A 23,432-nucleotide genomic window follows, 5' to 3' on the forward strand; every position below is an offset into this window, starting at 1 on the left:
AATAACCAATGCAACTCTATCTTCTGATTTTACGATTTATAACGATTGGAGTGTCGCGGGAGTGGTTAACGCTTTTGGGCGTTTATCAGAGAGGTCATATCGACACTGCTAAAACAGTGCCGATATGTATAGTGGTCAATGGAGGTCTTTGATCAACGAAGCTTTTACCGGAGAGTCAAGGTTATCAACAGTGTAATTGTAATTAGAGTGATCGATTCCCGCTGAAAGGCTGGCACCCTTTTTCAAACTATCAATCATCTCAGTGGTGAGCTCGAAGCGGATAAAATGTACCGCAGAAGTTTTGTCTTCGGTCGAACGCTGAAGATCTTCATTGGCAATCGGACGCACTTTTTCGTGTCCCTCGACCTGAATCCAGATCGAATTCTCGATGCCGATCAGTTGTCCCAATGCCTCTTTGCGCTCTTCGACGTCGTGGTACTCCACCATAAAGGTAGCCTTCCAGTTCGTGCCATCAGGGATCAGTGGATTATAGACATCCAGCTCATCCTGGATGCCATCAGGTTCAAATATGCGCTCGATACGCAACATCTCCTGAATCTGGTACTGCATTGTCAGTTGATCTTCAAAATAGAGCGCGGCATGAGGGCCAATTGGCAAACGTCTGGCTTTTTTATGATCCATAACGCGAGCCCTGAACTCCTGGCGAATGCGGGCGTACTCTTCGAGACTGTAGAGGTCTTCATGGGAAAGCTGTGTCATGAGGCACTCCTAATATATCAATCGTGTGCGATAGTCTTGTCTGTGAACAGGTAGTCTTTCAGCTCTTTGTCGAAGCTGGGATCCTGACGCCGAATCCACTCCAGCACCATCGCAGCATGCTCCTTCTCCTCATCTCGATTATGGGCAAGAATGTTGCGGAGTTCTGGGTTGGTGCAGGCATCTACCCGCTGGTTGTACCAGTCGACCGCTTCCAGTTCTTCCATCAGAGAAACGATAGCGCGATGCATATCTCTGGTCTCATTACTGAGTTGATCTACGGGTTCGTGATACCCTTCATTTGACATAGTAATTCTCCGTCTTAAATACCATAGGCTTTACGAATCAAGCTAATGGGGTGTTCTGGTTTTCTACCGTCCTGGAGACCATTCTCGATGTGGTGTCCCGCCATTGGGCAGTCGCTCCCATAATAATCCGCTTCGGCCTGTTTAACCCGATTGACTACGGGTTTTCCGATCTTCATCGCATATTTATGAAATTCACTTTTGACAGCATAGGTTCCGTCATGACCCGAACAGCGCTCGATGGCGGTAACCTGGGTATCTGGTATCAGTGTCAGCATCTCTTTGGTTTTTGCACCGACGTTCTGCACTCGCTGGTGACAGGCGGCATGGTAGGCAACCTTACCCAGGCTCTGTTTGAAGTCGGTTTTGAGCAAACCTGATTTGTGGCGAATAATCAGGTATTCAAAGATATCGAAAACCGCATTGGCAACTTTCTTGACCTGTGGATCGTCAGGAAACAGTAAGGGTAGTTCCTGCTTGAACATCAACGCACAGGATGGCACTGGAGCAACAATGTCCCAGCCTTCATCGACCAGTTTGGCGAGCACAGGTATATTTGCCTCTTTTGCCTCTTCCACTGCATCAAGATTGCCCAATTCCAACTTTGGCATACCGCAGCACTGCTCTTTTTCCGCAAGGGTCACCGGGATCTCGTTATGCTCAAACACAGCGACAAGATCCTCTCCAACATGGGGTTCGTTGTAGTTGCCATAACAGGTACCAAACAGGGCTACTTTGCCATTGGTTTTACCGGCAGGTACCCCTTGCGCTTCAATGGAAACTTTTTCTGCCAGGCGTTTGCGTAGTGGCTTGCTATGAAATTCCGGTAGTTTAGCTTCAGGGTGAACACCCAAAGCGTGGTCGAGAATTTCACGGAAATTTTTTGTTTTATTGAATCGGTTGACGACACCTGAAACCACAGGTATGCCTGCCAGTTTGCCAAGATTGTCTGTGCTGGTAAGTAGCCGATCACGCAGTTTCACGTCGCCGTTCTTATACTTGACGGCCTTGGCCCTGAGCATCAGGTGAGGAAAGTCGATATTCCATTCATGAGGCGGTACATAGGGACATTTCGTCATGTAACAGAGGTCGCACAGATAGCAGTGGTCTACCACTTGCCAATAGTCCTCTTTTGCAACCCCATCGACTTCCATGGTCTCCGATTCATCCACCAGATCGAATAAGCTTGGAAAGCTCTGACAGAGGCTGACGCAGCGTCGACATCCGTGGCACAGGTCAAAGACCCGTTCCAGCTCCTCCATCAGTTTCTGTTGGTTGTAGTATTCTGGATTCTTCCAGTCGATTGGATGCCTTGTAGGGGCTTCCAGGTTGCCTTCTCTCTGACCGGTGGGTGCTGCCATGAATGTGCTCCTGGTTGATGCTCGGCGGCCCCATTGGAGGCCGCCTGATCGGTTTAAGCCTGTTCCTTAAAGGGGGCTTATTCCATCTCGTCCAGGGCCTTTTGGTAGCGGTTGGCATGAGATCGCTCTGCTTTTGCAAGGGTTTCGAACCAATCAGCTACTTCATCGAATCCCTCATCACGGGCAGTTTTAGCCATACCTGGGTACATATCGGTATATTCGTGGGTCTCACCTGCAACTGCCGCCGCCAGATTGTCTCCGGTTGCGCCAATCGGCAGACCGGTAGCTGGATCGCCGCACTGTTCGAGGTATTCAAGGTGGCCATGAGCATGTCCGGTTTCACCTTCTGCGGTTGAGCGAAACAGAGCCGCGACATCGTTATAACCCTCAATATCCGCTTTACCTGCGAAGTAGAGATAGCGACGGTTGGCTTGAGATTCTCCGGCAAATGCGTCTTTTAAGTTTTGCTCGGTTTTACTACCTTTGAGTTCCATATCTGGTTCTCCGAAATGATGGTTATTGTGGATTTTTACGATGAGTCAAATTAACTCTCCGCTGATGATTAGAATAGATCTAAAAATGATTGGAAGCGAATGGTCTTTTCGATGGTATTGATAGCTTTTGCCTAATATTAGTTTACACCTTTCTGGCGCTGTTTTTCAGGCGAACAGTCGAAAATGAGTATCTAGTCATAATCCTCTGTTTTCTTGAGAGTTTAGTCACGCTTATGGTAGTCTTCCGCGGGGGGACTTACTTTGGCGAGGTGGAAATGGAAGATCAACATCAGATCCAACAGAATCGCAACATCACTGAAATGTTGTATTCACACGGGGTTAATCCGACAAAACAGAGACGCATCATTGCGGATGTTCTTTTTGCACGGAACCAGCATGTGACGGCTGATCAGTTGTTCGATGCAGTTCAGCAATCAGGAAGTCGAGTTTCCAAGGCAACGGTTTACAATACCTTGGGACTTTTTGCCCGAAAGAAGTTGATTCGGGAGATATTCATCGATGCCACTCGTACTTTCTATGACTCCAATAACAGTCACCATCATCACTTCTACAATGTCGATACCGGGGATTTGATCGACATCAAAGAGCATTTAGCACCACACTTCTTAGGTCCGAACTTACCTGACGGAACGTCCATGGAGATCCTTGACCTGGTCATACGGGTTAAAAATAAGAGCCCCTGATCTAGCCTGGCATCTGCTTGTTTGCACTTCATAGATTCGCCTTCATAACAGAAGCGATGTGATCAATTGACCTACATCATTGTTTTAGATTTAGACTAATTCTAAATTAACCCTGCGCTTTTCATGGTTTACCCACGCTGTTTAATTTAGTGGTGGGTTGAAGTGTGGAAGGTGTGGCTAAAAAAACGATAACAATTTAAATGTGGGAATTGCCGTGTCACCCAGCTGATTTGCAAGTGAAACTGCGTTTCTCTCTATGAGGATGGTCTTAAATGTCATAATGAACGAGTAGGTAAGGGATATGAATTTTAAACTTACAATAATTGTCTGTGTGCTATTGGGTGTCTCAGTTTCTGTAACAGCGGCGGAAGAGCCGATAAAGCCTATAAAACCGGTGCAGAATATCAATCTAGGACAGGTTGAGTTAGGTAAAAAACTCTATTTTGATCCACGTCTTTCCAAGTCTGGTTTCATCTCATGTAATTCGTGCCACAACTTGAGCATGGGCGGAACCGATAACCTTAAAACCTCAATTGGTCATAACTGGCAACAGGGACCGATTAATGCACCTACAGTGCTGAATTCCAGTCTTAACCTGGCTCAGTTCTGGGATGGGCGGGCTGCAGACCTGAAAGCGCAGGCCGGCGGGCCTATCGCCAATCCGGGGGAGATGGCAGCCACCCATACCCTGGCAATTGAAGTGCTTGAGTCGATTCCGCAATATGTCATGGAGTTCAAAGCGGTCTTCGGTGTCGACAAGATCACCATTGATGAGGTCACTCAGGCAATCGCAGAGTTTGAAAAGACCCTGGTGACGCCAAATGCCGATTTTGACAAGTGGTTGTTGGGTGATAAGGCTGCGCTGAACGAGCAAGAGTTGGCTGGTTATAAACTATTCAAAGAGAGCGGCTGTACAGCATGCCACAATGGAGAGGCAGTTGGCGGTAACTCATTTCAAAAAATGGGTCTGGTTGAAGCCTATAAAACCAAAAGCTCTGCAGAGGGCCTGAGTGGGGTAACCGGCAAGGATGCAGATCGCTTTAAATTCAAAGTACCCACCTTGAGAAATGTGGAAATGACCTATCCCTACTTCCATGATGGCGAGGCAGAGACCCTGACGGAAGCGGTAGATATCATGGGCAGGCTGCAGCTTGGGCGCAAATTCAGCAAACATGAGAATGAGCAGATTGTTCTCTTTCTGAAGACGCTGACAGGGGATCAACCCTCATTTCTGATGCCTATACTACCGCCGTCAACCGATAATACACCGCAACCCAAACCTTTCGACTAAGTAGCGGTTTACACCGTCCACCTGAATCACACCATGGCGCCAATCGGGCCATGGTGTGATTGCAGCTTGTAGCAAGTTCGGCAACAGCTTGTAGTTCTCCAGAACCCTCGTGTTGATAGTCAGAAACAAGTTTCTGACTATCAACACGAGGGAGAAATTACCGCATCAATTCTGCAAAGATGCATAGTGTGCTGCGCCCAAGAGTGCTGTCTTGTCATTGAGTATTATTTTTACTGGCATTGAAGCCACCAACTGCTGCATGCGTCCTTTATCGAGAAAACCCCGCATAAATCCTCCCTCTTTTAACAGGGGCAGGATCTGGGGGGCAATACCGCCTCCTAGATAGACGCCTCCGGTGGCCATGATCTTCAAAGCGTGATTGCCGGCCTCCCGTCCATAAAGATGAATAAACAGATCCAGTGTCTCCTCACAGATGGCATCGCTTTTATCCATTGCAGCCCCGGAAACTGCCGGTGCAACCCCGATGCTGTTCATCTGCTGCTGTAGCCAGTCCGGTGTTGTGGTTGCTCGATAATTGCTTATAAAACGATATAACATCTCCAGGCCTGGGCCAGAGATGATTCGTTCCCAACTGACATGTCCATAGTGTCCGGCAAGGTGTTCGTAGAGTGCATACTCCAGATTTGAGCTGGGGGAGAAGTCTGTATGCCCACCTTCTGAAGGGAAGGGGTGGTATCTATTGCCGTCCCACAGCAGCCCAGCTTCACCCAGACCGGTGCCTGCGGAGATGATAGAGCGGTTTCCAGCTGCACTATCACTACCCTGGTTAAGGGTGAAGATATCGCTACTCTCCAGGGTCTCTATACCCCAGGCATTTGCCTCCAGGTCATTCAGCAGCCAGCTCTGTTTGAAAGAGAACTGTTGGGTTATGTTGGCGGCAACAACTCGCCAGGGCAGATTGGTGGTTTCGCAAACTTGATCGATAACAGGCCCAGCCAGACCAAAGCAGGCGCGATCTATGTTGCTGAGTCTATGTTGACTGATGAACTGTTCCAGGATCGATTCGACCGAGGGGTGTGCCGGGCTGGGATAGCTGGTTTCGATGGTCGCTTTTGGCCAGGTTGGGCTAGAGGTGTCGAACAGCGCGAGCCGGGTATTGGTTCCTCCAATGTCGCCTGCCAATATCTGCATGGTTGACCTCGCTGGTTATATTGTTATTTGAACCTAAAAAATCAGTGGACCGCCGATATCTCTGATAAATCGATGCTCAACTGCGGATTCTAGGATGAAACACTAGTATCATACTCGGATGGATGTTTCTCCCATACTTGATCCTCTCAATGAGGCACAACGCGAGGCGGTAACTGCCCCAGTCGGCAGTCTGCTTGTGCTTGCGGGCGCCGGAAGCGGTAAGACCCGGGTTCTGGTACATCGAATCGCCTGGTTACTGGCGGTTGAGCAGATAACCCCCTGGTCTCTGTTGGCGGTTACCTTCACCAATAAAGCGGCCAGAGAGATGCGCCAGCGCATTGAATCCCTATTGGGCCAACCTCTTGGAGGGATGTGGGTCGGTACCTTTCACGGTCTGGCTCATCGACTGTTGCGTGCCCACTGGAAAGAGGCTGGATTGCCTCAGAGTTTCCAGATACTCGACTCAGACGACCAATTCCGCATGATCAAACGGCTGTTGAAGAGTCTCGATCTAGATGAGGCGCGTTGGCCGGCCCGGCAGGTTCAATGGTATATCAATGGCCGTAAGGATGAGGGGCTGCGCGCTCAACACCTGGATGATGGTGGTGATCCATACCAACGGCAGATGATTCAGATCTATAAAGAGTATCAGTCGGCCTGCGAGCGGGGTGGTCAGGTAGATTTTGCTGAGCTGCTGCTAAGGGCTCATGAGCTGTGGCGTGATCGTCCGGATCTGTTGCAGCACTATCAGAATCGTTTTCAGCATGTTCTGGTGGATGAGTTTCAGGATACCAATACCATTCAATATGCCTGGCTGCGTCTGCTGGCAGGTTCAAAGAGTCACCTCTTCATTGTCGGAGATGATGATCAGTCGATCTATGGTTGGCGTGGTGCCAAGGTCGAGAATATCCAAAGCTTTCAGTCACATTTCCAAAACGCAAAGCTGGTTCGTCTGGAACAGAACTACCGCTCAACCGGTAATATTCTGAATGCGGCAAATGCGCTGATCAACAACAACCCCTCACGCCTAGGAAAGCAGCTTTGGACAGAAGACAGTGATGGAGAGCCGATCAATCTATACGCTGCCTTCAATGAGATTGATGAGGCGCGTTTTGTGGTAGAGAGAATTCGCCAGTTCATCGAGGAGGGGCATGCCCGTACCGAGGTTGCGATTCTCTATCGGACTACTGCCCAGTCCCGTCTCTTTGAAGAGGCGCTGATCCAGTCTACCATCCCCTATCGGGTCTATGGCGGGTTGCGGTTTTTCGAACGGGCAGAGATCAAAGACGCACTCGCTTACTTGAGACTGCTCAGCAATTCAGATGATGACAGCGGTTTCGAACGTGCAGTAAATACCCCCCCGAGAGGGATAGGCGCGAAGACCATGGAGGCACTGCGCAGTCATGCGCGGATGTTTGACTGCTCACTGTGGCAGGCCTCTGTCGATCTTTTGAAGGGTGGTGGAATGACGAAACGTGCCGCCAGCGCGCTTCAGCGATTCATTGATTTAGTGGAAGAGCTCAAGGTGGATACAGGTGATCTGTCCCTGGCTGAGAAGGTCGATCAGGTGTTGACTGCCAGCGGTCTTCCCGCTCACTTTGAAAAAAGCAGAGATGGCAAAGGCGTTGATCGAAAAGAGAATCTTGAAGAGCTGGTCAACGCCACGCGTCAGTTTGAGTGGGCAGATGATGATGAGTTGGATGAGCTAGATGCCTTCCTATCACATGCTGCACTGGAGGCAGGTGAGTCCCAGGGAGACCCGTTTGAGGATTGTGTGCAATTGATGACCCTCCATTCAGCCAAGGGGCTTGAGTTCCCACTGGTGTTTCTGGTTGGTGTTGAGGAGGGGCTATTCCCTCACAGCATGTCAGCAGACGACCCCACGCGACTCGAAGAGGAGCGCAGGCTCTGCTATGTCGGCATCACGCGAGCGATGAAAATGCTCTATCTCAGTCATGCAGAGAGTCGGCGATTACACGGTAGCGAAAGCTATCCCCTGCCCTCCCGGTTCATCCGCGAGATTCCGGCGGAACTGATGCGGGAGGTACGCGCTGGCCCCAGTGTCAGTCAGCCAATCTATGGTGCTTCACCCTATCTCGAAACGACTGAGTTGTGCGGCTTCGATCTGGGGCAGCGGGTTTGCCATGCAAAATTTGGTGAGGGTGTTGTACTGAATGCTGAAGGAGAGGGACAGAGTGCAAGGGTTCAGGTTAACTTCGAGGAGGTTGGCAGCAAATGGCTGGTGGTGGCCTATGCCAATCTATCTCCCTGTTGACGCAGCTCTCCAAGCTGGTCTTTAAGCTCGCAACTGGTTGTGAATAAAAATAAAAGCATCTCAGGTAGAGTGCCAGAGCCGGCCCCTACAGGTTTTGCAATTCATCCCTGATAGGGGTAATAGTGTCGCACCACTAGTATGGTGCGTAAGTCGTTCAGCTTAGCTCTGAATCGATCTACTGAGCCACAATAGTCGTTTCGGTTGGGCGCTGGGTGTTGAGCAGCAACCGCATCAGAGAGAATAAAAAAGAGAGGAGGGTTAGATGAAACGTCGTGAATTTATAACAAAGGTTGGCGTGGGTGCGTTGGCAACCGGTGTGGGTTTGTCTACTACACGTATGGCTGAAGCTAAAGCTGAGATCAAATGGAAGATGGTCACCACCTGGCCAAAGAATTTTCCTGGCCTCGGAACTGGCGCCAACAAACTTGCCGAAGTCATCAATGAGATGAGTGGCGGGCGCATGCACGTCAAAGTCTATGGCGCAAAAGAGCTGGTTCCAGCTTTTGAAGTTTTCGATGCAGTCTCCAGTGGAACTGCAGAGTTGGGACATGGCGCGGCCTATTATTGGAAAGGTAAGAGTGAAACCGCACAGTTTTTCTCCACTGTCCCCTTTGGGCTTACCGCCCAGGAGATGAATGGCTGGCTCTATTTCGGCGGTGGACTGGAGCTGTGGCGAGAACTCTATAAGCCCTTTGGTTTGATACCTGCACCTGGTGGCAACACCGGTATGCAGATGGGTGGATGGTTCAATAAAGAGATCAATAGTGTTGCTGATCTGAAAGGGTTGAAAATGCGCATCCCCGGCTTAGGTGGTGAAGTGCTTAAACGGGCTGGAGGGACACCGGTCAATCTACCTGGTGGTGAGCTTTTTACCTCCCTGCAATCTGGTGCAATCGATGCCACCGAGTGGGTCAATCCATATAATGACCTGGCCTTCGGTCTCTTCAAAGCGGCAAAATATTACTATTTTCCAGGCTTCCATGAGCCGGGTACCACCCTTGAAGCGATCATCAATGAGAAGGCGTTTAATGGCTTACCGAAAGATCTTCAAGCGATTGTTTTAAATGCCTGTAAAGTTGCCAATCAGGAGATGCTCGCGGAGTATACAGCGCGTAATCCAGCTGCACTGAAGACACTGGTTGAAAAACACAAGGTGGATATCCGTGCCTATCCTGATGACGTAATGGCTACCCTGCGTAAGTTCTCCAGTGAGGTGGTTGAGGAGCTGGCTGGAAAAGATGCTTTCGCCAAGAAGGTGTATGACTCCTATATGAACTTTCTAAAAGGCTCGCGGGAATGGGGCTCAATCTCAGACTTTGCCTACTTGAAGGCAAGAGACAAAGGTTGATCTCATATCGTATGAAGGTGTGGCTTGTAACGGGCCATAGAGTCAATTGCATACCACACCTTTGTAATACCGCTTCAAAGTGAATTTGCCACCACTATCGCTCTATATCCACATTCCCTGGTGTGTGCGTAAATGCCCCTATTGTGATTTCAACTCTCATGCCGTGAAGAGTGACCTGCCAGAGCAGGCCTATGTGGCTGCTTTGTTGAGTGATTTGAAGGCTGATTCGAGCTACATTTCAGCGCGAAAACTGAACTCAATCTTTATCGGAGGGGGGACCCCCAGTCTCTTTTCCGCTGATGCGGTAGCAACCCTGTTACAGGGTATAGCGCAGCAGATAGAGCTTACTGAATCGATAGAGATTACCCTTGAAGCAAATCCTGGAGCAGTTGATTCCAGGGCATTTGCAGGATACCGGGAAGCGGGGGTCAATCGCTTGTCGTTGGGTATTCAAAGCCTGCAGGCGAGTGCCCTATCGGCATTGGGAAGAATTCACAGCCCTGAGGAAGCTATCGATGGGGTTTCCCTGGCTCGAAAGGCTGGGTTTGACAACATTAATATCGACATGATGTTTGGCTTGCCTCAACAGACGCCGGAAATGGCCCGTCAGGATCTACTTGCTGCAATAGACCTGAACAGTGAACATCTCTCCTACTATCAATTGACACTGGAGCCAAACACCTCGTTTTATCACAACCCACCCCCACTACCAGAAGAGGATCATCTGTGGCAGATCCTGCAACAGGGGGAGGAGATCCTGGCCGAAGCCGGTTTTGAGCACTATGAAGTCTCCGCTTTTGCTCGGCCGGATGCTCAATGTTGTCATAACAATAATTATTGGCGCTTTGGAGACTACTTGGGAATCGGTGCAGGCGCCCACGCTAAATTGACCCTGCCAGGAGGGCAAGTTAAGCGGTTTTGGAAGCATCGCCATCCCGAAGCCTATCTGGCAGCAGCGGAAGCAGAGGATTTTACCCAGGGGCAGAGGTACCTCGATCAGGATGATCTGATACTGGAGTTCATGATGAATGCGTTGCGACTCTATCAAGGCGTGGAAGTGGATCTGTTTGAGGCCCATTCAGGTATCGGACTGGCAGAGATTGAAGGTCTGCTTAGCCACGCAGTTGATAAGGGTTTACTACTGCCGGTAGAACAGAGACTCTGTGCCACTGATCTGGGGCGACGGTTTTTAAATGACTTGATAACTCATTTCTCAAATTAAACCTAAAAAACGGTTGAATGCTCCATCCGGTGACTAAATAGAACGCTTGTGGCGGCGCGTGGAGCTGCAGCACGCCCTTGTCATGCGTACGCTCTACACTCTGCAACTGATCTTTTTAGGTTAAAGTGACTTCTTAATATTAATTTGACGTAATTGATCTAAGGTATTAAATTTATAGGCACTATCCTGCGTTTAATTAGGATAGAAGATTTCACCAGGAGTTAGAAAAACCTCTCGTCTGATCTGGATACGCGAGCTGTTAAGCAGGGAGCGAACGGAATCCATCACATTGGGCTTCCATTATAAAGGTCATTAAGTTTTGCACCCGCAAGCCTGTTGACCGGATTCCAGTTACTGTTCTGTGGGGGGGGCCTCGGCGTGACATGCGCAGTGGCTGAGCAATGCAACTGATCTCAAAATTTGTTGCGGCGATGGCCGTGCTGTTTGCTTGCTTGTTCATTCTGGACAGCTATCTGGATTACCGCCTGATCCATACTGAATCCCAACAAAGCGCTCACTCTTCATCTACATCTCAGGGTCTAGCTGGCCTGAAAGACCAAGGGACAAAATTCGAAGTGCAAACAGTGGATGCTGTTAAGCAAAATGCTTTGATCTATGGTCTGGCTTTGATTTTTAGCTTTCTACTCCTCTACTGGCTGATCAACCGTGTATTACGCTCACCGCTATCTGAATATAGGAAAATTGCTGATGAGTTGTCGCAGGGTAACTATCTGGCAGCCCATCGGCTACCTGTAGCAGGGGCCTTGGCGCCGCTCTCTGATGTCATTAAGCAGATGGCAAGGGAGAACTTCAAACATCAACAGGTTATAGCGCAACAGAAAAAGGTTTATACCGCGCTATCAGAAATCAGCAAGATGGTATTGCTAAACCCACCGCCTAATGTGCTTTTTGAGAAGGCATGCGATATCGCTGTGAACTTCGGTGGTTTTGTAGCAGCTTGGGTTGGTGAGGTAGAGATTGAGGGGAAACTACTCCACCCAATTGCTTGCGCCGGAATCAAAAAAGAGCACCTCAAAGTGTGCAAATTTGACCTCGACCTGACTGACCCTCAGGGGGACAGTCCATTAGCGGCAGCAATCTACGGGAAGTGTTCATCGGTAGTTACCAGGATTGACCAGGAAGAGGGTAAAACCACTTGGCATCGGATAGCTCAGATGAGTGGTGGTCAATCTGTTGCAGTGTTTCCTATCCTGGTAAAACAGGAAGTGGTTGCAGCATTTACCGTCTATGCACTTGAACCGAACACTATTTCACAATCGATCCATGATCTTTTGGATGCGATGGTCAGTAGTCTTGCCTTCGCCATAGAGAACTATGAGCGTGACCAGGCTCATAGGATTGCACGGGAGTCATCGGAAGAGTCATCGAGGCAGCTTACTGAGGCGAACAGGCAGCTCTCCCTGCTGCTTGAGTCGACTGGAGAGGGTATCTTCGGCGTCGACGATAAAGATTGCTGCACTTTTATCAACAAGGCTGGGGCAGAGATGTTGGGATACGCCCAGAAAGAGCTACTTGGAAAGCCCATACATACAAAGGTAAGGATGTTTGATGAGGCGGGTCTCTCATTCAACAATACGGTTGTGGTGCAGGGGAATCCTGCCAGGGTGAAGGATGAGTCTTTTTTACGGTTGAATGAAACCCTGTTTCCAGTTGAATATTCAACCTATCCGATAGAGGAAAAAAGAGTATTCAAAGGTTCGGTTACTGTCTTTCGTGATGTCACCTCTAGTCGTTCAATGATGCGAGAGATGCGATTTTTAGCCACCCATGATTCTCTCACCCATCTGCTGAACCGGCACGCTTTTGACCAGCGACTTCGTCAGGCTTTTGCTGACTCCCAGGAGCACAGTGCTGAACATGTGCTGCTCTACATGGATCTTGATCAATTCAAGTTGGTGAATGATACCTGTGGCCATGTGGCCGGGGATATGATGCTGAGACAACTCTCCCACCGTCTGCAAAGCACAATCGGCGTAAATGATGTCTTGGCTCGCTTGGGTGGGGATGAGTTCGGCTTGTTGATGGAAAACTGTAAGCTGGATCAGGCCCGGCAAAAGGCAAATGAGATCAGCGCAACAGTAAAAGCATTTCGATTCAGTTGGGAGGGGCGTAGTTTCACTACCGGTGTCAGTATTGGTATTGTGGCGATAGGGCCAAAAACTGAGAGTCCGCACAGCGCTTTGAGTTCAGCGGATGCAGCCTGTTACGTTGCGAAAGATATGGGGCGTAATCGAATTCATATCTATCAAACCTATGACGAAGAGATCAACCGTCAACAGGGGGAGATGCGTCTGGTAACCAAAATAGAGAGCGCTATCGATCAGCAACGCTTTTCATTGCTGCAACAATCGATTATGTCCCTTAAGAGCAATGCCATCGGGGATGAGCATATTGAACTGTTAGTACGCATGGAGGATGAAGATGGTGAGCAGATCATGCCCGGCTCCTTTATCCCAGCAGCGGAACGTTACAATATCATGCACAGCGTTGACCGATGGGTGATTGGTGAGGCATTCCGGTGGCTTTCGGAAAATCCTGAGCGTCTTGAAGAGTTAGGCTTGTGCGCGATCAATCTATCGGGCCAGTCTTTGGGCGAAACAAATTTACATGAGTATATTCTTGAGAAACTGCGCCTCTATAATCTGCCTGCTGAAAAGATCTCTTTTGAAATTACAGAAACCGCGGTAGTCAGTCGACTTGATCAGGCTGCTCGTTTTATGAGTCTGCTGAAAAGGCGGGGTTTCCGTTTTGCATTGGATGATTTCGGAACTGGAATGTCCTCATTCGCCTACCTCAAACATCTGCCAGTCGACTATCTGAAAATTGATGGTAGTTTCGTACGCAATATGCTGAATGATCCTGTGGACAGAGCGATGGTTGAGTCGATCAACCATATTGGCCACTTGATGGGGTTGCAGACCATCGCGGAATATGTAGAAAACGATCAGATACTAGAACAGCTGATAGATATTGGCGTTGATTATGCCCAAGGCTACGGGATAGTTCAGCCTTCCCCATTGCATGGCATCGGTAGAGAACAGATCTCCTCTCCCGGCCTTCTCCACTAAATCTGCTTTGAGCAGCTAGCTCTGGGATCAATCCTAGTTGATGCGACACTGACTCAGGAAAGCTTCCAGGCCAATCTCTTCTGCGTAAGCCTTTAAAATCTTGGGACGGGGGCCCTTCTCTTTGACTTCAAATACCTGCTCTGGTTGAGCGGGCAGTTTGCCATATTGTCCGGCAGGTATTTTTACAGTTATTTTGGCTTTGCTTTTTACGGCCTGGCGTCTTTTGCTGGTGGTGCGTGACTTTACTGGCTTTTTGACAGGTGCGCTGGCTTTAGTGGCTTGTTTTTCAAGAAGTTTATCTACAATCCGGCTGACTTTTTTAAGTTGGTAACCAATATAGGCTTCAAAACTGACATCGTTCTCCTTGAGGATGGCCGTGATCTGTTCACTGGCATTCCGCAGGGCCCTCTTCTCCTGATCGGCCTTCTGTTGTTCCTTTTCCAGGCGGGTAATTTCAGCCTTCAGGGCCTCGATTTGCTTCTCAATATTTGGCATAGTCCTCTGCTCATTATGATTTTAATTCTGGAGAATTGTAAAATCCTTTGAGGCATGATAGCAAATCACACTAGAGTATGATTAATGAATGATAACCCCTACCGCCCTATCGACTGTGGTCTGCATGAATCCTTTCAGTATGCGGTTTTAGCCTGTTCTGAGCTGGTTCTACACTGGCGGGATGGGTCAGGTATGCCCCATCAAGCTCAGGTAATGCCACTGGACGTGGTAACCCGGGATAGAGCTGAATATCTGGTTTTCAGAGAGAAAAGTGGACAGACCCTGGAGATACGTCTTGATTGGATTGAACAGGCAGTGGAGGCATCAACTGGCAAAGTCCTCGTATATTAGGTGATTAAAATTCGTCACTAGAGTGTTAATGGAGTTAACTTATTGAAATATAATTAATATCGTAGTTTATGGTGCAGGTTAAGTATCCTACTTTAGGAATTACCATCTGAGACAGTGTTCAGAGAGTATGGTAGCTTTATAATTGACGACGCAAGAGAATAGCGCCATGAACAAAGATGATCCTAGAGATCTGGATTTCGACCATTTGCTCCAATTGGCCGAGAGGGACCCGGTAAAATTCGAGGATCTGCGTCAGAATGCGATCGACAACTACATTACTACACTGCCCAATGAGCGCCAGGTACTGCTGCGCAGACTTCAATGGCGTATTGACCAGGAGCGGCGAAATCGATCTCCACTGAGTGCTTGTATGCATATATCAGGCTTGATGTGGGAGAATATGGTCGGCCCAAAAGGGATGCTTGGATATTTACAGGGTGTAAATTCCACTGCAACTGGCATGCAAGCGGATGGAAACTGCTGCCAGATTCTCGATTTTCCTTTGCGCCCCAGCTGATAATTTCGATTTTCCTGGGTCTGGTACTTGCCTTATGAGCCATCTTGGCCTATTATTTCGCGCCTTGCCTGCCGATGTGGCAGGATCATTACTAATTTCTCACGAGTGAGTCAGTCATGAAAGCGGACATTCATCCTCAATACGAGGACATCAAAGTCGTATGCAGTTGCGGCAACGAAATTGTCACCCGATCCACATTGGGTCAGGAAGAGATGCATGTTGAAGTATGCTCTTCTTGTCATCCTTTCTATACCGGTAAGCAGAAAATGGTTGATACTGCTGGCCGTGTAGACAAGTTCCGCAAAAAATACAGCCGTTAAGCTATCGGCTTATTCATGCGTCGTCATGACGCTTGGTCGATGGTCACGAAAGTGTTTAAAAAGGCTCCGCAACGCGGAGCCTTTTTGCTTTTCGCTCTCCCCTTCCTGATATTCTCCTCTCTCTCTCTTGAAGCCTCTGTTTGTAAGCCCTGCAGTGGTGTTCCCCATAAAGTGGACCGGGTAGTCGATGGGGATACCCTGAGGCTGAAAAGTGGTGAAAAAATTCGTCTGATTGGGATCAATACACCTGAACTTGGGCATTGGGGGAAACCGGAGCAACCTGGCGGCCTCGCAGCGAAGGAGTATCTGCAGAAGCTGATCTCTCAGAACCTAGGACGGGTCGCTGTCTGTCCTGGCGCTGAGAAACAAGATCGCTACGGTCGTCAACTTGCCCATCTCTCCGGTCAGGATGGGCAGAATATAGCTGCACAATTATTGCGTGAAGGGATGGGCTGGGCGATCGCCGTACCACCCAACCTGAGTCGTACGAATTGCTATTTTGCCGCAGAATCTGAAGCCAGGGATAAGCGGTTTGGAATATGGAAAGAGGCTCCGAATCGAGCTACCTCGCTACAGGGGAATGAGACTGGGTTTCACCATCTTGAAGGTCGTATTGTACGGGTTGGTGAGAGCCGCAGTGCCTTGTGGCTAAACCTGGAAGGCCCCCTAGCGTTACGCATTACCTGGAAAGATTGGAAGGCCTTCGGTATTGATGATCCCGAGCAGCTGGTTGGTCACTCCCTAGAGGCCAGAGGATGGCTATACCAGCGTAAAGGTCAGCAACGCCTGAGGATTCGCCATCCCAGTTCGATACGCTGGTTGGACTGACTGATAGGATTTGATCTACGGGTTAATAAAACGCAAGGCCTTCCACAATCCTCCTGACAATGTACACTACGCAAAACTGACCCTCAGCAGTGCAGGAGTTTTCATGACCAAGCATATCGGAATTCTGACCTCCGGTGGTGACAGCCCCGGCTTGAACGCGGCCATCCGTGGTGTCGGCAAAGCAGCATTGGGCCAATATGATATGCAGGTCATAGGGATTCGGGATGGTTTTCGTGGCCTGGTTGAAAATCGTACCATGCAGTTGGACAGGGCAGGACTATCCGGCATCCTCACTCGCGGCGGCACTATTCTGGGAACCAGTCGCGAGAAACCTCATCGGATGTACTTCAATGGAAAACGCCAGGACATGACTGACGTTATCGCACAGAATTATCAGGCACACCATCTCGACGCCCTGGTCTGTATTGGGGGTGGGGGAACACAAAAGAACGCCTTGCAGTTGATGGAAAAGGGATTGAATGTGATTACCCTGCCGAAAACCATCGACAATGATGTAGCTCATACAGACACCACCTTTGGCTTCGATACCGCATTGGGTATTGCAACAGACGCCATTGATCGATTGCACAGCACTGCGCACAGCCATCACCGCATCATTGTGGTGGAGATCATGGGGCATCGGGCTGGTTGGCTGGCTCTGGGATCGGGATTAGCAGGAGGCGCTGATGTAATTCTGTTACCAGAGATCCCATATGAGATCGAAAGCGTAGCAGAAGCCATTCGAGCACGCGCTGCCGGCGGCAAGCCGTTCAGTATCGTTGCCGTTGCTGAAGGTGCGCTGCCTAAAGGGGTGGCGGAAGAGGTGCAGGATCTGCGTGACAAAAAACAGAAAGAGACAGAAAAGAAGGCGCGCAAACAGATTAAAGCAGAGCTGACAGCAATTGAATCGGAGTATGCGAACCACACCGTCACCCTATCCAGACAGCTTGAAGAGCTGACCGGGCTTGAGTCCCGGGTGACCATTCTCGGATATCTGCAACGGGGTGGAATACCTTCTGCTGCAGACCGGTTACTGGCAACCCGCCTGGGAACCGCATGCACCGATCTGATTTCAGAAGGTGCGTTCGGTGTGATGGTGGCATCCAGGGGTGACCAGGCGGTGCCTGTGCCGTTGGTTGATGTGGCAGGCTACAAAAAACTGGTACCTCCAGATCACCCCTGGGTAATCAGTGCGAAGCGGGTGGGAACCAGTTTTGGGGATGAATAGCAGCTTAGCCAAGCAAGCCTTTTCACCTGGAAGTGCTGTTGATAGTTGATTTTATCCCAGGGGTCGACCCCTTCAGGGTACGATTATCAAAGCGTCACTGGCTGGTTATGTTTATAATCCAGCATCGTATAAGGAAATAGGAGATGCACCCGTGTTAAGGAGATCCAGGATTGCCCTGACCATGCTGATAGCTGGCATCACAACTGTTGGAAATGCCGCTTTCGTCAATAGTGATGGTTTTGGCCAGATCGCGCTGCTGCCTTACTATAATGTAAACAACAACATCATCACCAGCATCAACATCATCAATACCACGGGTCTGTTCAAAGCGGTAAAGGTGCGTTTTCGTGATTCCCTTATCTCTGCAGATGTGTTCGACGTCAACCTCTATCTGTCACCTTATGACGTCTGGAACGGTACTATTCGCCTGAACCCAGCGACAGGTCTCCCCAATTTCATCACAGAGGATGAATCTTGCACCTTTCCTGACAAAGCACATCTTCAGGCTGGTGTTGACTTCAATAACAACTACACTGCCATCAGTGACGACGATCTGACAGAAGGTTATGTTGAGATTATAGAGATGGGTGTTATCGCTGATGGCCCCGGTAGCTCTAGTGCCACTGATGGTAATAAATACGCTGAGATCGACGCCACTGGCATTGCTGACGGAGTGATTACTGATGGTGACCGCTCTATCGCTGCTGGTCTTCTACATAATGCTAACGGGATTCCCGCTGATTGCTCAGTTGTCGAGGATGCATGGAGTGCTGGTCAGGTCGATGCCAACATCAATGGTTTTGAGCCAGGCGGATTGACTGCTGAGGGTATAGCCGCCAGTAGTGCCACCAATGACCCCTACGACAGTACACTCAATGCCGGACTGGTCTATGAGGCGACGGATCGTGGTGGCATCACTGCCTACGCGATAATGATCAACGCTGCCAGCGGCGCCGCTTTCGTTGAGCCTGGTACTCATATTGATGATTACGCCACACTGCCACAGCACTATCGCAGCAACGATTCATCCTACTACCTGCTACCTTCACTGGCTTCTGGTGATGTCACTCAGGCGCACATGTTGAACAACAGTAGAGGTGTTAAATCTACCGGCTCTTTGAGTCTTACTGAGTGGGATACCGGTGCGGTCAACGATATCGCGCCAAATCCTTCGGTCCCGATGGGCTCTAACCCTTTCCCGATTGCTGTGGCTCTGAGTGCTGATGTCATCGCAGCGCCATATTTCACTGAAGCCGGAATCAACGGTGGCACCGAAATCGTGGCCACCTTCCCAATGAGAAAGCACGGTATCTACAATGGCACTGTCTTGACGGACCAGATTGATCGTGAAGTTGTTGCTTGTGACGGAGACATCGATGATGGGATTGACGATGGTGCCGCTGTTACTATTCCCAACACTGGTATCACTGCTCAGGATTACCCAGTTATTGCAGGTGTTTACTGTGAAAATGGTGGTTTCGCACCAAGTACGCCTGATGTTCAGGTCAGTCTCTATTACTATGACTACGACGAGCGCGCTGCTTCTCTGACCCTAGAAGAAACCTGGGACTGGATACTTCCACCTGTCGATTATCTTGATGCGTACACTTTGGATCGCGAGGTTAACGTGGTAAAGGCTCATCATAACAACGGTACAAGTGCCTCAGTGCTGGGAACACCAGTGGCGAATGTTTTTTATTGGCAACTTGATGAGGGTTTTGAGGCAGGTTGGGTTCAGATCGATATGTCTCTATACGACTACAACACTGACGTAAGAATCATGAATATGACTGAAGCAGTTGGCGGAATCAATGGTGATGGTGCAGGTTATTGGACTGGTGTTCCTGTCATCGGCTTCGCTGTTATGGCAGCTGATGTTGGCCCGGCACAGATTGGAGAAACTGTCGACTTGATCCGTTTCGTCAATCGGAAATCTCCGACTCTTTAAGGTAATGAAGTTACTGATCTCTGGGGGCGGAGTCGAATCTAGAACGGACTGAATTGCTAGAGAAATGCAGTTCTGTTTTTTTCGAGGTGATACACAATAAGGAGCACTCGACTCCGACCCCTTCAGTGCCTTAAGAGCTATATTAAACCAGCTTGGTGTAGAAGGTACGTGTAAAACCAGGAAGGTAATCTGCTATCTCAGCATAGATTTTGAAACCGTGCTTTTCATAAAATGATTTCGACCTGGGATTCATGCCTATCCAAGCGAATTTCACTACAACCCTGTTCGATTGCCTGGCTGACTATGCATTCCAGGATACGTCCACCATTCCCCTGGTTTCGTAGTGATGATTCGACCCAAAGCTGATTGAGATGAAAATGACCCAGAATGGTTTGTCCGGTAGCGCCTACAATTACCACTCCAGAAGCATCATGAAGTAAAGCAGCTATAGATCGGGGGTGCTCTCCCCCGATAGCTTGAATGCCAAACTCGGTGAGTCCATCGAGAATGGGTTTGATCTCATCTCTGCTCGGCTCCAGTATTACTGTGAGTAGATGATCCTTCATCCTGGCTCCTATTATTAGCAATCCATCGTAGATAGTGTATTAGAAGGGCATGAAGGTACGCATACCGTTCATCACTGGGCTGACAGTGTGGGACATATCACCAACATCCCGGGTCATTACTCCAACGTTACGGTTTAGATGCCCCATATTACCATTCATGCCTTTCACTTCACTGGTCATAGACTTCATATTGCCATTCAGGTCAGTTATGTTTTCATTCATGTCTGTCACGCCAACAGACATAGTGGAGGTGTCTTGGCCGATGGCGGCGATAGAGCCTTGGATCTTATGCATATCTGCTGACATACTGGTCATGGAACTCTCCATAACATGCACCACATAGAACAGATAGATCAGTGCTGCTATCGCAATGAGTGTGCCGGGCAGGGAGAAGAGCTTGATTCTCTGGATCTTATAGGTCTGTTCCTTCTCGATCGCCTCAAGTCTCTCCTGCAGCAGTTTCTCCCGCTCTTCTGCCTCTTCATGGGTTTGCTTGAAGGCGTGGGTGAGACGATCACTGAACTCCTCAATGATCTTCTCATGGTGATCTTCACGAATCTGGTTATCTTTGTGGATTTTGTCAAAGACTGACTGTAAGCCCTGCATCAGGCCTGGAAGAATTTTGTTGTCTGAGGAGGGTTTCTTGGCTTGGCTTTTCTGTGCAGTTGATTTTTTCGGGGTGCTCTTCTTGCGGGTATTAGTGCTGCTTGAGGCGGCGTTGGACTTTGCCGGCGCCGCTGTTTTCTTTGTGGTTTTTGTAGCCATGATCAAACTGCTCACTTGAAATGGAGTAAGGTTTTATTAGTTTATTATAAAACACTTATTCAGCGATATGATTTTGATCACATTATGAACGCTGTAGAGTTCCCTCAACCCTGGTGTGCTATCTGCTGCTGGGTTTTGCTGTAGGAGCCTGTTCTGTAAGCAGATTGTTCAAGGTGTTGACCACTTCGGCACTATCCCAACTGATCGCCCGGTTAGCGGAGTAACGAATCTGACCTTGCCGGTCGATGATGAAAGAGCTGGGAAAACTGAAGACCTGCCAGTCCATTGAAACCAACCCGTCCCTGTCCATCAGTACTGGAAAATCGACAGGGATTTGCTTAAGAAAAGTGGACATCTCCTCAGGGGTTTCACGAAAATCGATTGAAACAATACGCAGCTCATTATCCTTGAAGAGCTGATTCAAGCGATTCAGAGAGGGGATCTCCTCGACACAGGGTGGACACCAAGTCGCCCAGAAATTGAGTAAAACCACCTTGCCATCCAGGATGTGACTATCGAACCTCTGGTCATGAATGTCAGATAGAGTGAAACTGCTGCCTGGTTTTGGCTGTTTGAGCTGTTCCAGTGATCGGATTACTCTGGGGGTGTCGTGATGAGCATCCATTGGAAGGGCGGTGCTGGGTTTGGGGTGGCTCTCGAACAATTTGGCGAACTGTTTAATCTGTTCTGGTATCAGATCTGTTGCGTGCTGCTCCTCTTCGGTGGGAGGGTCGTCACCCTCACCCATAAAGAACCAGTCTCTAACCCCAGGTACCAGATAGAGATAGCTTGCAGAGCCAGTTTGCCAGAGGGCTGAAAGAATCTCATCCATTCGCCATCGGTGGCTGCCCAGGGCTGGCTGAAAGATGGCCAGGGGGATATTAGTCGCATAGAGAATGGGATCGGCTACAGGGGCTTCCCCGGCAATGGGGGGTGGGCCAAAGAGGTTGGGATAGAACAGCAGGGCGCCACTCAGACGCGAGTCGGAAGTCTGCGCCTGCCACTGGCGCACGCCGCGAAGCAGAGGTAGTGGCATACGATCATAGGAGGCAAGCAGGATGCGTTTATTACTGTGCTTATGGGCCGCAGTCAGTACTGCTTCGACGCCGTTGCCATCAAGGGTCCGAATGTTCTCGCTCGACCTGGGCATGAAATAGGCTTGCAGCAGATCCACACGCCAGACTTCAATACCGGCTTTTACGATATTTTGCAGCAGGGTATCAAACAGGGGGCGCTGTTGATCGTGATCAAGCAACCAAATCATCAGCAGGTCACCCTCTGCCGGGCTGACCTGGATGGCAATATCATTCTCCTCAGAGTCTATCAGGTTGATTTCATCAGCAGTGGCGGTAAAACTGCATAGGGTGAGGAGTATTGAAAAAAAGTGTCGCATGGGCGGGATGGTACAACTTTTGCCACTCTACTTTCACGATAAATTAAAATTAAACCTGAACCCACGGATTCAGGTTAAATCTAAGAGGATGGAGTCATGAAAAGAAGCTTGATTGGAACTCTTTTATACTGTTTTTCCATAGCGGTCTCCGCTGCAGTTGTGGGCGAGCCTGTTGAATATCGAGACGGCGATACCCTGATGAAGGGTTTTTTGGCCTATGACGATGCGATTCAGGGTAAACGCCCTGGCATACTGGTGGTTCATGAGTGGTGGGGACACAATGAGTACGCCCGTAACCGGGCCAAGCAGTTAGCTGGTATGGGATATACTGCGCTCGCCGTTGATATGTATGGTGAAGGCAAACAGGCCAGCCATCCAAAGGATGCAGGTAAATTTGCTGGTGAAGTCAAAAAGAATATGTCGGTTGCTACGGCTCGCTTCAAGGCGGCGCTGGCAAGTCTGCAAGGTCATGAGACAGTGGAAAAAGAGGATATCTCTGCCATCGGCTACTGCTTTGGTGGTGGGATTGTGCTGGAGATGGCCCGTAGAGGTTTAGACCTTGATCTGGTGGGTAGTTTTCACGGTAGTCTGCCCGCCACGAAGCCAGCGGAAAAAGGGGGCGTAAAGGCCGAAGTACTGGTGTATAACGGGGCTGATGATCCTTTCGTTAAACAGGAGCATATCGATGCATTCATGGCAGAGATGGCCCATGCGAACGTGAAACACACTTTCACCAATTATCCTGGCGCAAAACACTCATTTACCAATCCTGACGCTGATAAATTCGGTAAGCAGTTTGAGTTGCCATTGGCCTATCAGAAAGAGGCAGATGAAAAATCATGGGCGTCACTATCAAAGGCGCTTAAGGCTACCTATAAGCAATAGTTTTAGAGTAATCACTCATCATCCCGTTTAACGCTCAGTTTGATTTCGGGACCACAGTTGATTTGAACCTAAAAAAATCAGTTGACCGCTCCATTCTAATAGCAGGTTACTGATTTTGTTGAAAATAGCTTCGATGCAGATGGTCACCTGTTGGGTGAATCACGCTACAGCATGAATT

At 49.2% G+C, this 23,432-nt stretch carries 22 protein-coding genes; 13 read left to right on the plus strand and 9 right to left on the minus strand.

What is annotated here, in order from left to right; translation table 11 throughout:
* Positions 1-135: 135 nt before the first annotated feature.
* The 4 genes from AC4IE7_RS15280 to AC4IE7_RS15295 all read right to left on the minus strand — a co-directional run bounded on the left by AC4IE7_RS15280 (position 136) and on the right by AC4IE7_RS15295 (position 2,877).
* On the minus strand, positions 136-720 hold the full coding sequence (locus AC4IE7_RS15280; protein WP_490777717.1) for a DUF3501 family protein: 585 nt from the start codon (positions 718-720) through the stop codon (positions 136-138).
* A 17-nt stretch (positions 721-737) separates the two neighbouring features.
* A complete protein-coding gene (locus AC4IE7_RS15285) occupies positions 738-1,025 on the minus strand; it encodes an encapsulin-associated ferritin-like protein (protein WP_490777718.1) in 288 nt (95 codons plus the stop codon).
* Positions 1,026-1,039: 14 nt separating this feature from the next.
* Positions 1,040-2,383, minus strand: coding sequence for a heterodisulfide reductase-related iron-sulfur binding cluster (locus AC4IE7_RS15290; protein ID WP_490777719.1), 1,344 nt, complete (start codon positions 2,381-2,383; stop codon positions 1,040-1,042).
* Positions 2,384-2,460: 77 nt separating this feature from the next.
* Positions 2,461-2,877: a rubrerythrin family protein gene (locus AC4IE7_RS15295; protein WP_490777720.1), complete on the minus strand. Its 417-nt coding sequence runs from the start codon at positions 2,875-2,877 to the stop codon at positions 2,461-2,463.
* A gap of 275 nt (positions 2,878-3,152) precedes the next feature.
* Here AC4IE7_RS15295 and AC4IE7_RS15300 point away from each other — a divergent pair, with 275 nt between their 5' ends.
* A complete protein-coding gene (locus tag AC4IE7_RS15300) occupies positions 3,153-3,581 on the plus strand; it encodes a Fur family transcriptional regulator (RefSeq protein WP_490777721.1) in 429 nt (142 codons plus the stop codon).
* Positions 3,582-3,882: 301 nt separating this feature from the next.
* Positions 3,883-4,872: a cytochrome-c peroxidase gene (locus tag AC4IE7_RS15305; protein WP_490777722.1), complete on the plus strand. Its 990-nt coding sequence runs from the start codon at positions 3,883-3,885 to the stop codon at positions 4,870-4,872.
* Between the two features lie 165 nt (positions 4,873-5,037).
* Here the strand turns inward: AC4IE7_RS15305 and glk are convergent, their stop codons facing one another.
* The gene (gene glk / locus AC4IE7_RS15310; protein WP_490777723.1) at positions 5,038-6,024 is read right to left on the minus strand and encodes a glucokinase; all 987 of its coding nucleotides are present in this window, start codon (positions 6,022-6,024) and stop codon (positions 5,038-5,040) included.
* A gap of 118 nt (positions 6,025-6,142) precedes the next feature.
* On the opposite strand from glk, the gene uvrD reads away from it, so the two are divergent.
* The 4 genes from uvrD to AC4IE7_RS15330 all read left to right on the plus strand — a co-directional run bounded on the left by uvrD (position 6,143) and on the right by AC4IE7_RS15330 (position 13,958).
* A complete protein-coding gene (uvrD, locus tag AC4IE7_RS15315; protein WP_490777724.1) occupies positions 6,143-8,299 on the plus strand; it encodes a DNA helicase II in 2,157 nt (718 codons plus the stop codon).
* Between the two features lie 262 nt (positions 8,300-8,561).
* A complete protein-coding gene (locus tag AC4IE7_RS15320) occupies positions 8,562-9,647 on the plus strand; it encodes a TRAP transporter substrate-binding protein (protein WP_490777725.1) in 1,086 nt (361 codons plus the stop codon).
* Between the two features lie 79 nt (positions 9,648-9,726).
* Positions 9,727-10,869: a radical SAM family heme chaperone HemW gene (gene hemW, locus AC4IE7_RS15325; protein WP_490777726.1), complete on the plus strand. Its 1,143-nt coding sequence runs from the start codon at positions 9,727-9,729 to the stop codon at positions 10,867-10,869.
* A gap of 401 nt (positions 10,870-11,270) precedes the next feature.
* Positions 11,271-13,958, plus strand: a complete 2,688-nt coding sequence (locus AC4IE7_RS15330) for an EAL domain-containing protein (protein WP_490777727.1) — start codon at positions 11,271-11,273, stop codon at positions 13,956-13,958.
* A 33-nt stretch (positions 13,959-13,991) separates the two neighbouring features.
* Here AC4IE7_RS15330 and AC4IE7_RS15335 read toward each other — a convergent pair whose 3' ends face one another.
* On the minus strand, positions 13,992-14,453 hold the full coding sequence (locus AC4IE7_RS15335; protein ID WP_490777728.1) for a hypothetical protein: 462 nt from the start codon (positions 14,451-14,453) through the stop codon (positions 13,992-13,994).
* Between the two features lie 84 nt (positions 14,454-14,537).
* Here AC4IE7_RS15335 and AC4IE7_RS15340 point away from each other — a divergent pair, with 84 nt between their 5' ends.
* From AC4IE7_RS15340 to AC4IE7_RS15365, 6 genes are all read left to right on the plus strand, one after another.
* Positions 14,538-14,804: a transcriptional antiterminator, Rof gene (locus AC4IE7_RS15340; protein ID WP_490777729.1), complete on the plus strand. Its 267-nt coding sequence runs from the start codon at positions 14,538-14,540 to the stop codon at positions 14,802-14,804.
* A 166-nt stretch (positions 14,805-14,970) separates the two neighbouring features.
* Positions 14,971-15,321: a DUF3135 domain-containing protein gene (locus AC4IE7_RS15345; RefSeq protein WP_490777730.1), complete on the plus strand. Its 351-nt coding sequence runs from the start codon at positions 14,971-14,973 to the stop codon at positions 15,319-15,321.
* Between the two features lie 116 nt (positions 15,322-15,437).
* On the plus strand, positions 15,438-15,641 hold the full coding sequence (gene rpmE / locus AC4IE7_RS15350) for a 50S ribosomal protein L31 (RefSeq protein WP_490777731.1): 204 nt from the start codon (positions 15,438-15,440) through the stop codon (positions 15,639-15,641).
* 15 nt (positions 15,642-15,656) lie between these two features.
* Positions 15,657-16,469 (plus strand): thermonuclease family protein, encoded by an 813-nt coding sequence (locus tag AC4IE7_RS15355; protein WP_490777732.1) that lies wholly within the window; start codon positions 15,657-15,659, stop codon positions 16,467-16,469.
* A gap of 103 nt (positions 16,470-16,572) precedes the next feature.
* Positions 16,573-17,697 (plus strand): 6-phosphofructokinase, encoded by a 1,125-nt coding sequence (locus AC4IE7_RS15360; protein ID WP_490777733.1) that lies wholly within the window; start codon positions 16,573-16,575, stop codon positions 17,695-17,697.
* A gap of 151 nt (positions 17,698-17,848) precedes the next feature.
* The gene (locus tag AC4IE7_RS15365; protein WP_490777734.1) at positions 17,849-19,645 is read left to right on the plus strand and encodes a hypothetical protein; all 1,797 of its coding nucleotides are present in this window, start codon (positions 17,849-17,851) and stop codon (positions 19,643-19,645) included.
* Positions 19,646-19,869: 224 nt separating this feature from the next.
* On the opposite strand, the gene AC4IE7_RS15370 is transcribed toward AC4IE7_RS15365, so the two are convergent.
* The 3 genes from AC4IE7_RS15370 to AC4IE7_RS15380 form a co-directional block, all read right to left on the minus strand.
* Positions 19,870-20,211 carry a GNAT family N-acetyltransferase gene (locus tag AC4IE7_RS15370; protein WP_490777735.1) on the minus strand — a complete coding sequence of 114 codons (342 nt, stop codon included), beginning with the start codon at positions 20,209-20,211 and terminating at the stop codon, positions 19,870-19,872.
* Between the two features lie 39 nt (positions 20,212-20,250).
* Positions 20,251-20,976, minus strand: a complete 726-nt coding sequence (locus AC4IE7_RS15375; RefSeq protein ID WP_490777736.1) for a hypothetical protein — start codon at positions 20,974-20,976, stop codon at positions 20,251-20,253.
* Between the two features lie 118 nt (positions 20,977-21,094).
* Complete coding sequence (locus tag AC4IE7_RS15380) at positions 21,095-22,369, minus strand: TlpA disulfide reductase family protein (protein ID WP_490777737.1); 1,275 nt, start codon at positions 22,367-22,369, stop codon at positions 21,095-21,097.
* A 96-nt stretch (positions 22,370-22,465) separates the two neighbouring features.
* On the opposite strand from AC4IE7_RS15380, the gene AC4IE7_RS15385 reads away from it, so the two are divergent.
* On the plus strand, positions 22,466-23,254 hold the full coding sequence (locus tag AC4IE7_RS15385) for a dienelactone hydrolase family protein (RefSeq protein WP_490777738.1): 789 nt from the start codon (positions 22,466-22,468) through the stop codon (positions 23,252-23,254).
* The last annotated feature ends 178 nt before the right edge of the window (positions 23,255-23,432 follow it).

The sequence above is a fragment of the Candidatus Thiodiazotropha sp. AKAK3 genome (genome assembly GCF_058244645.1).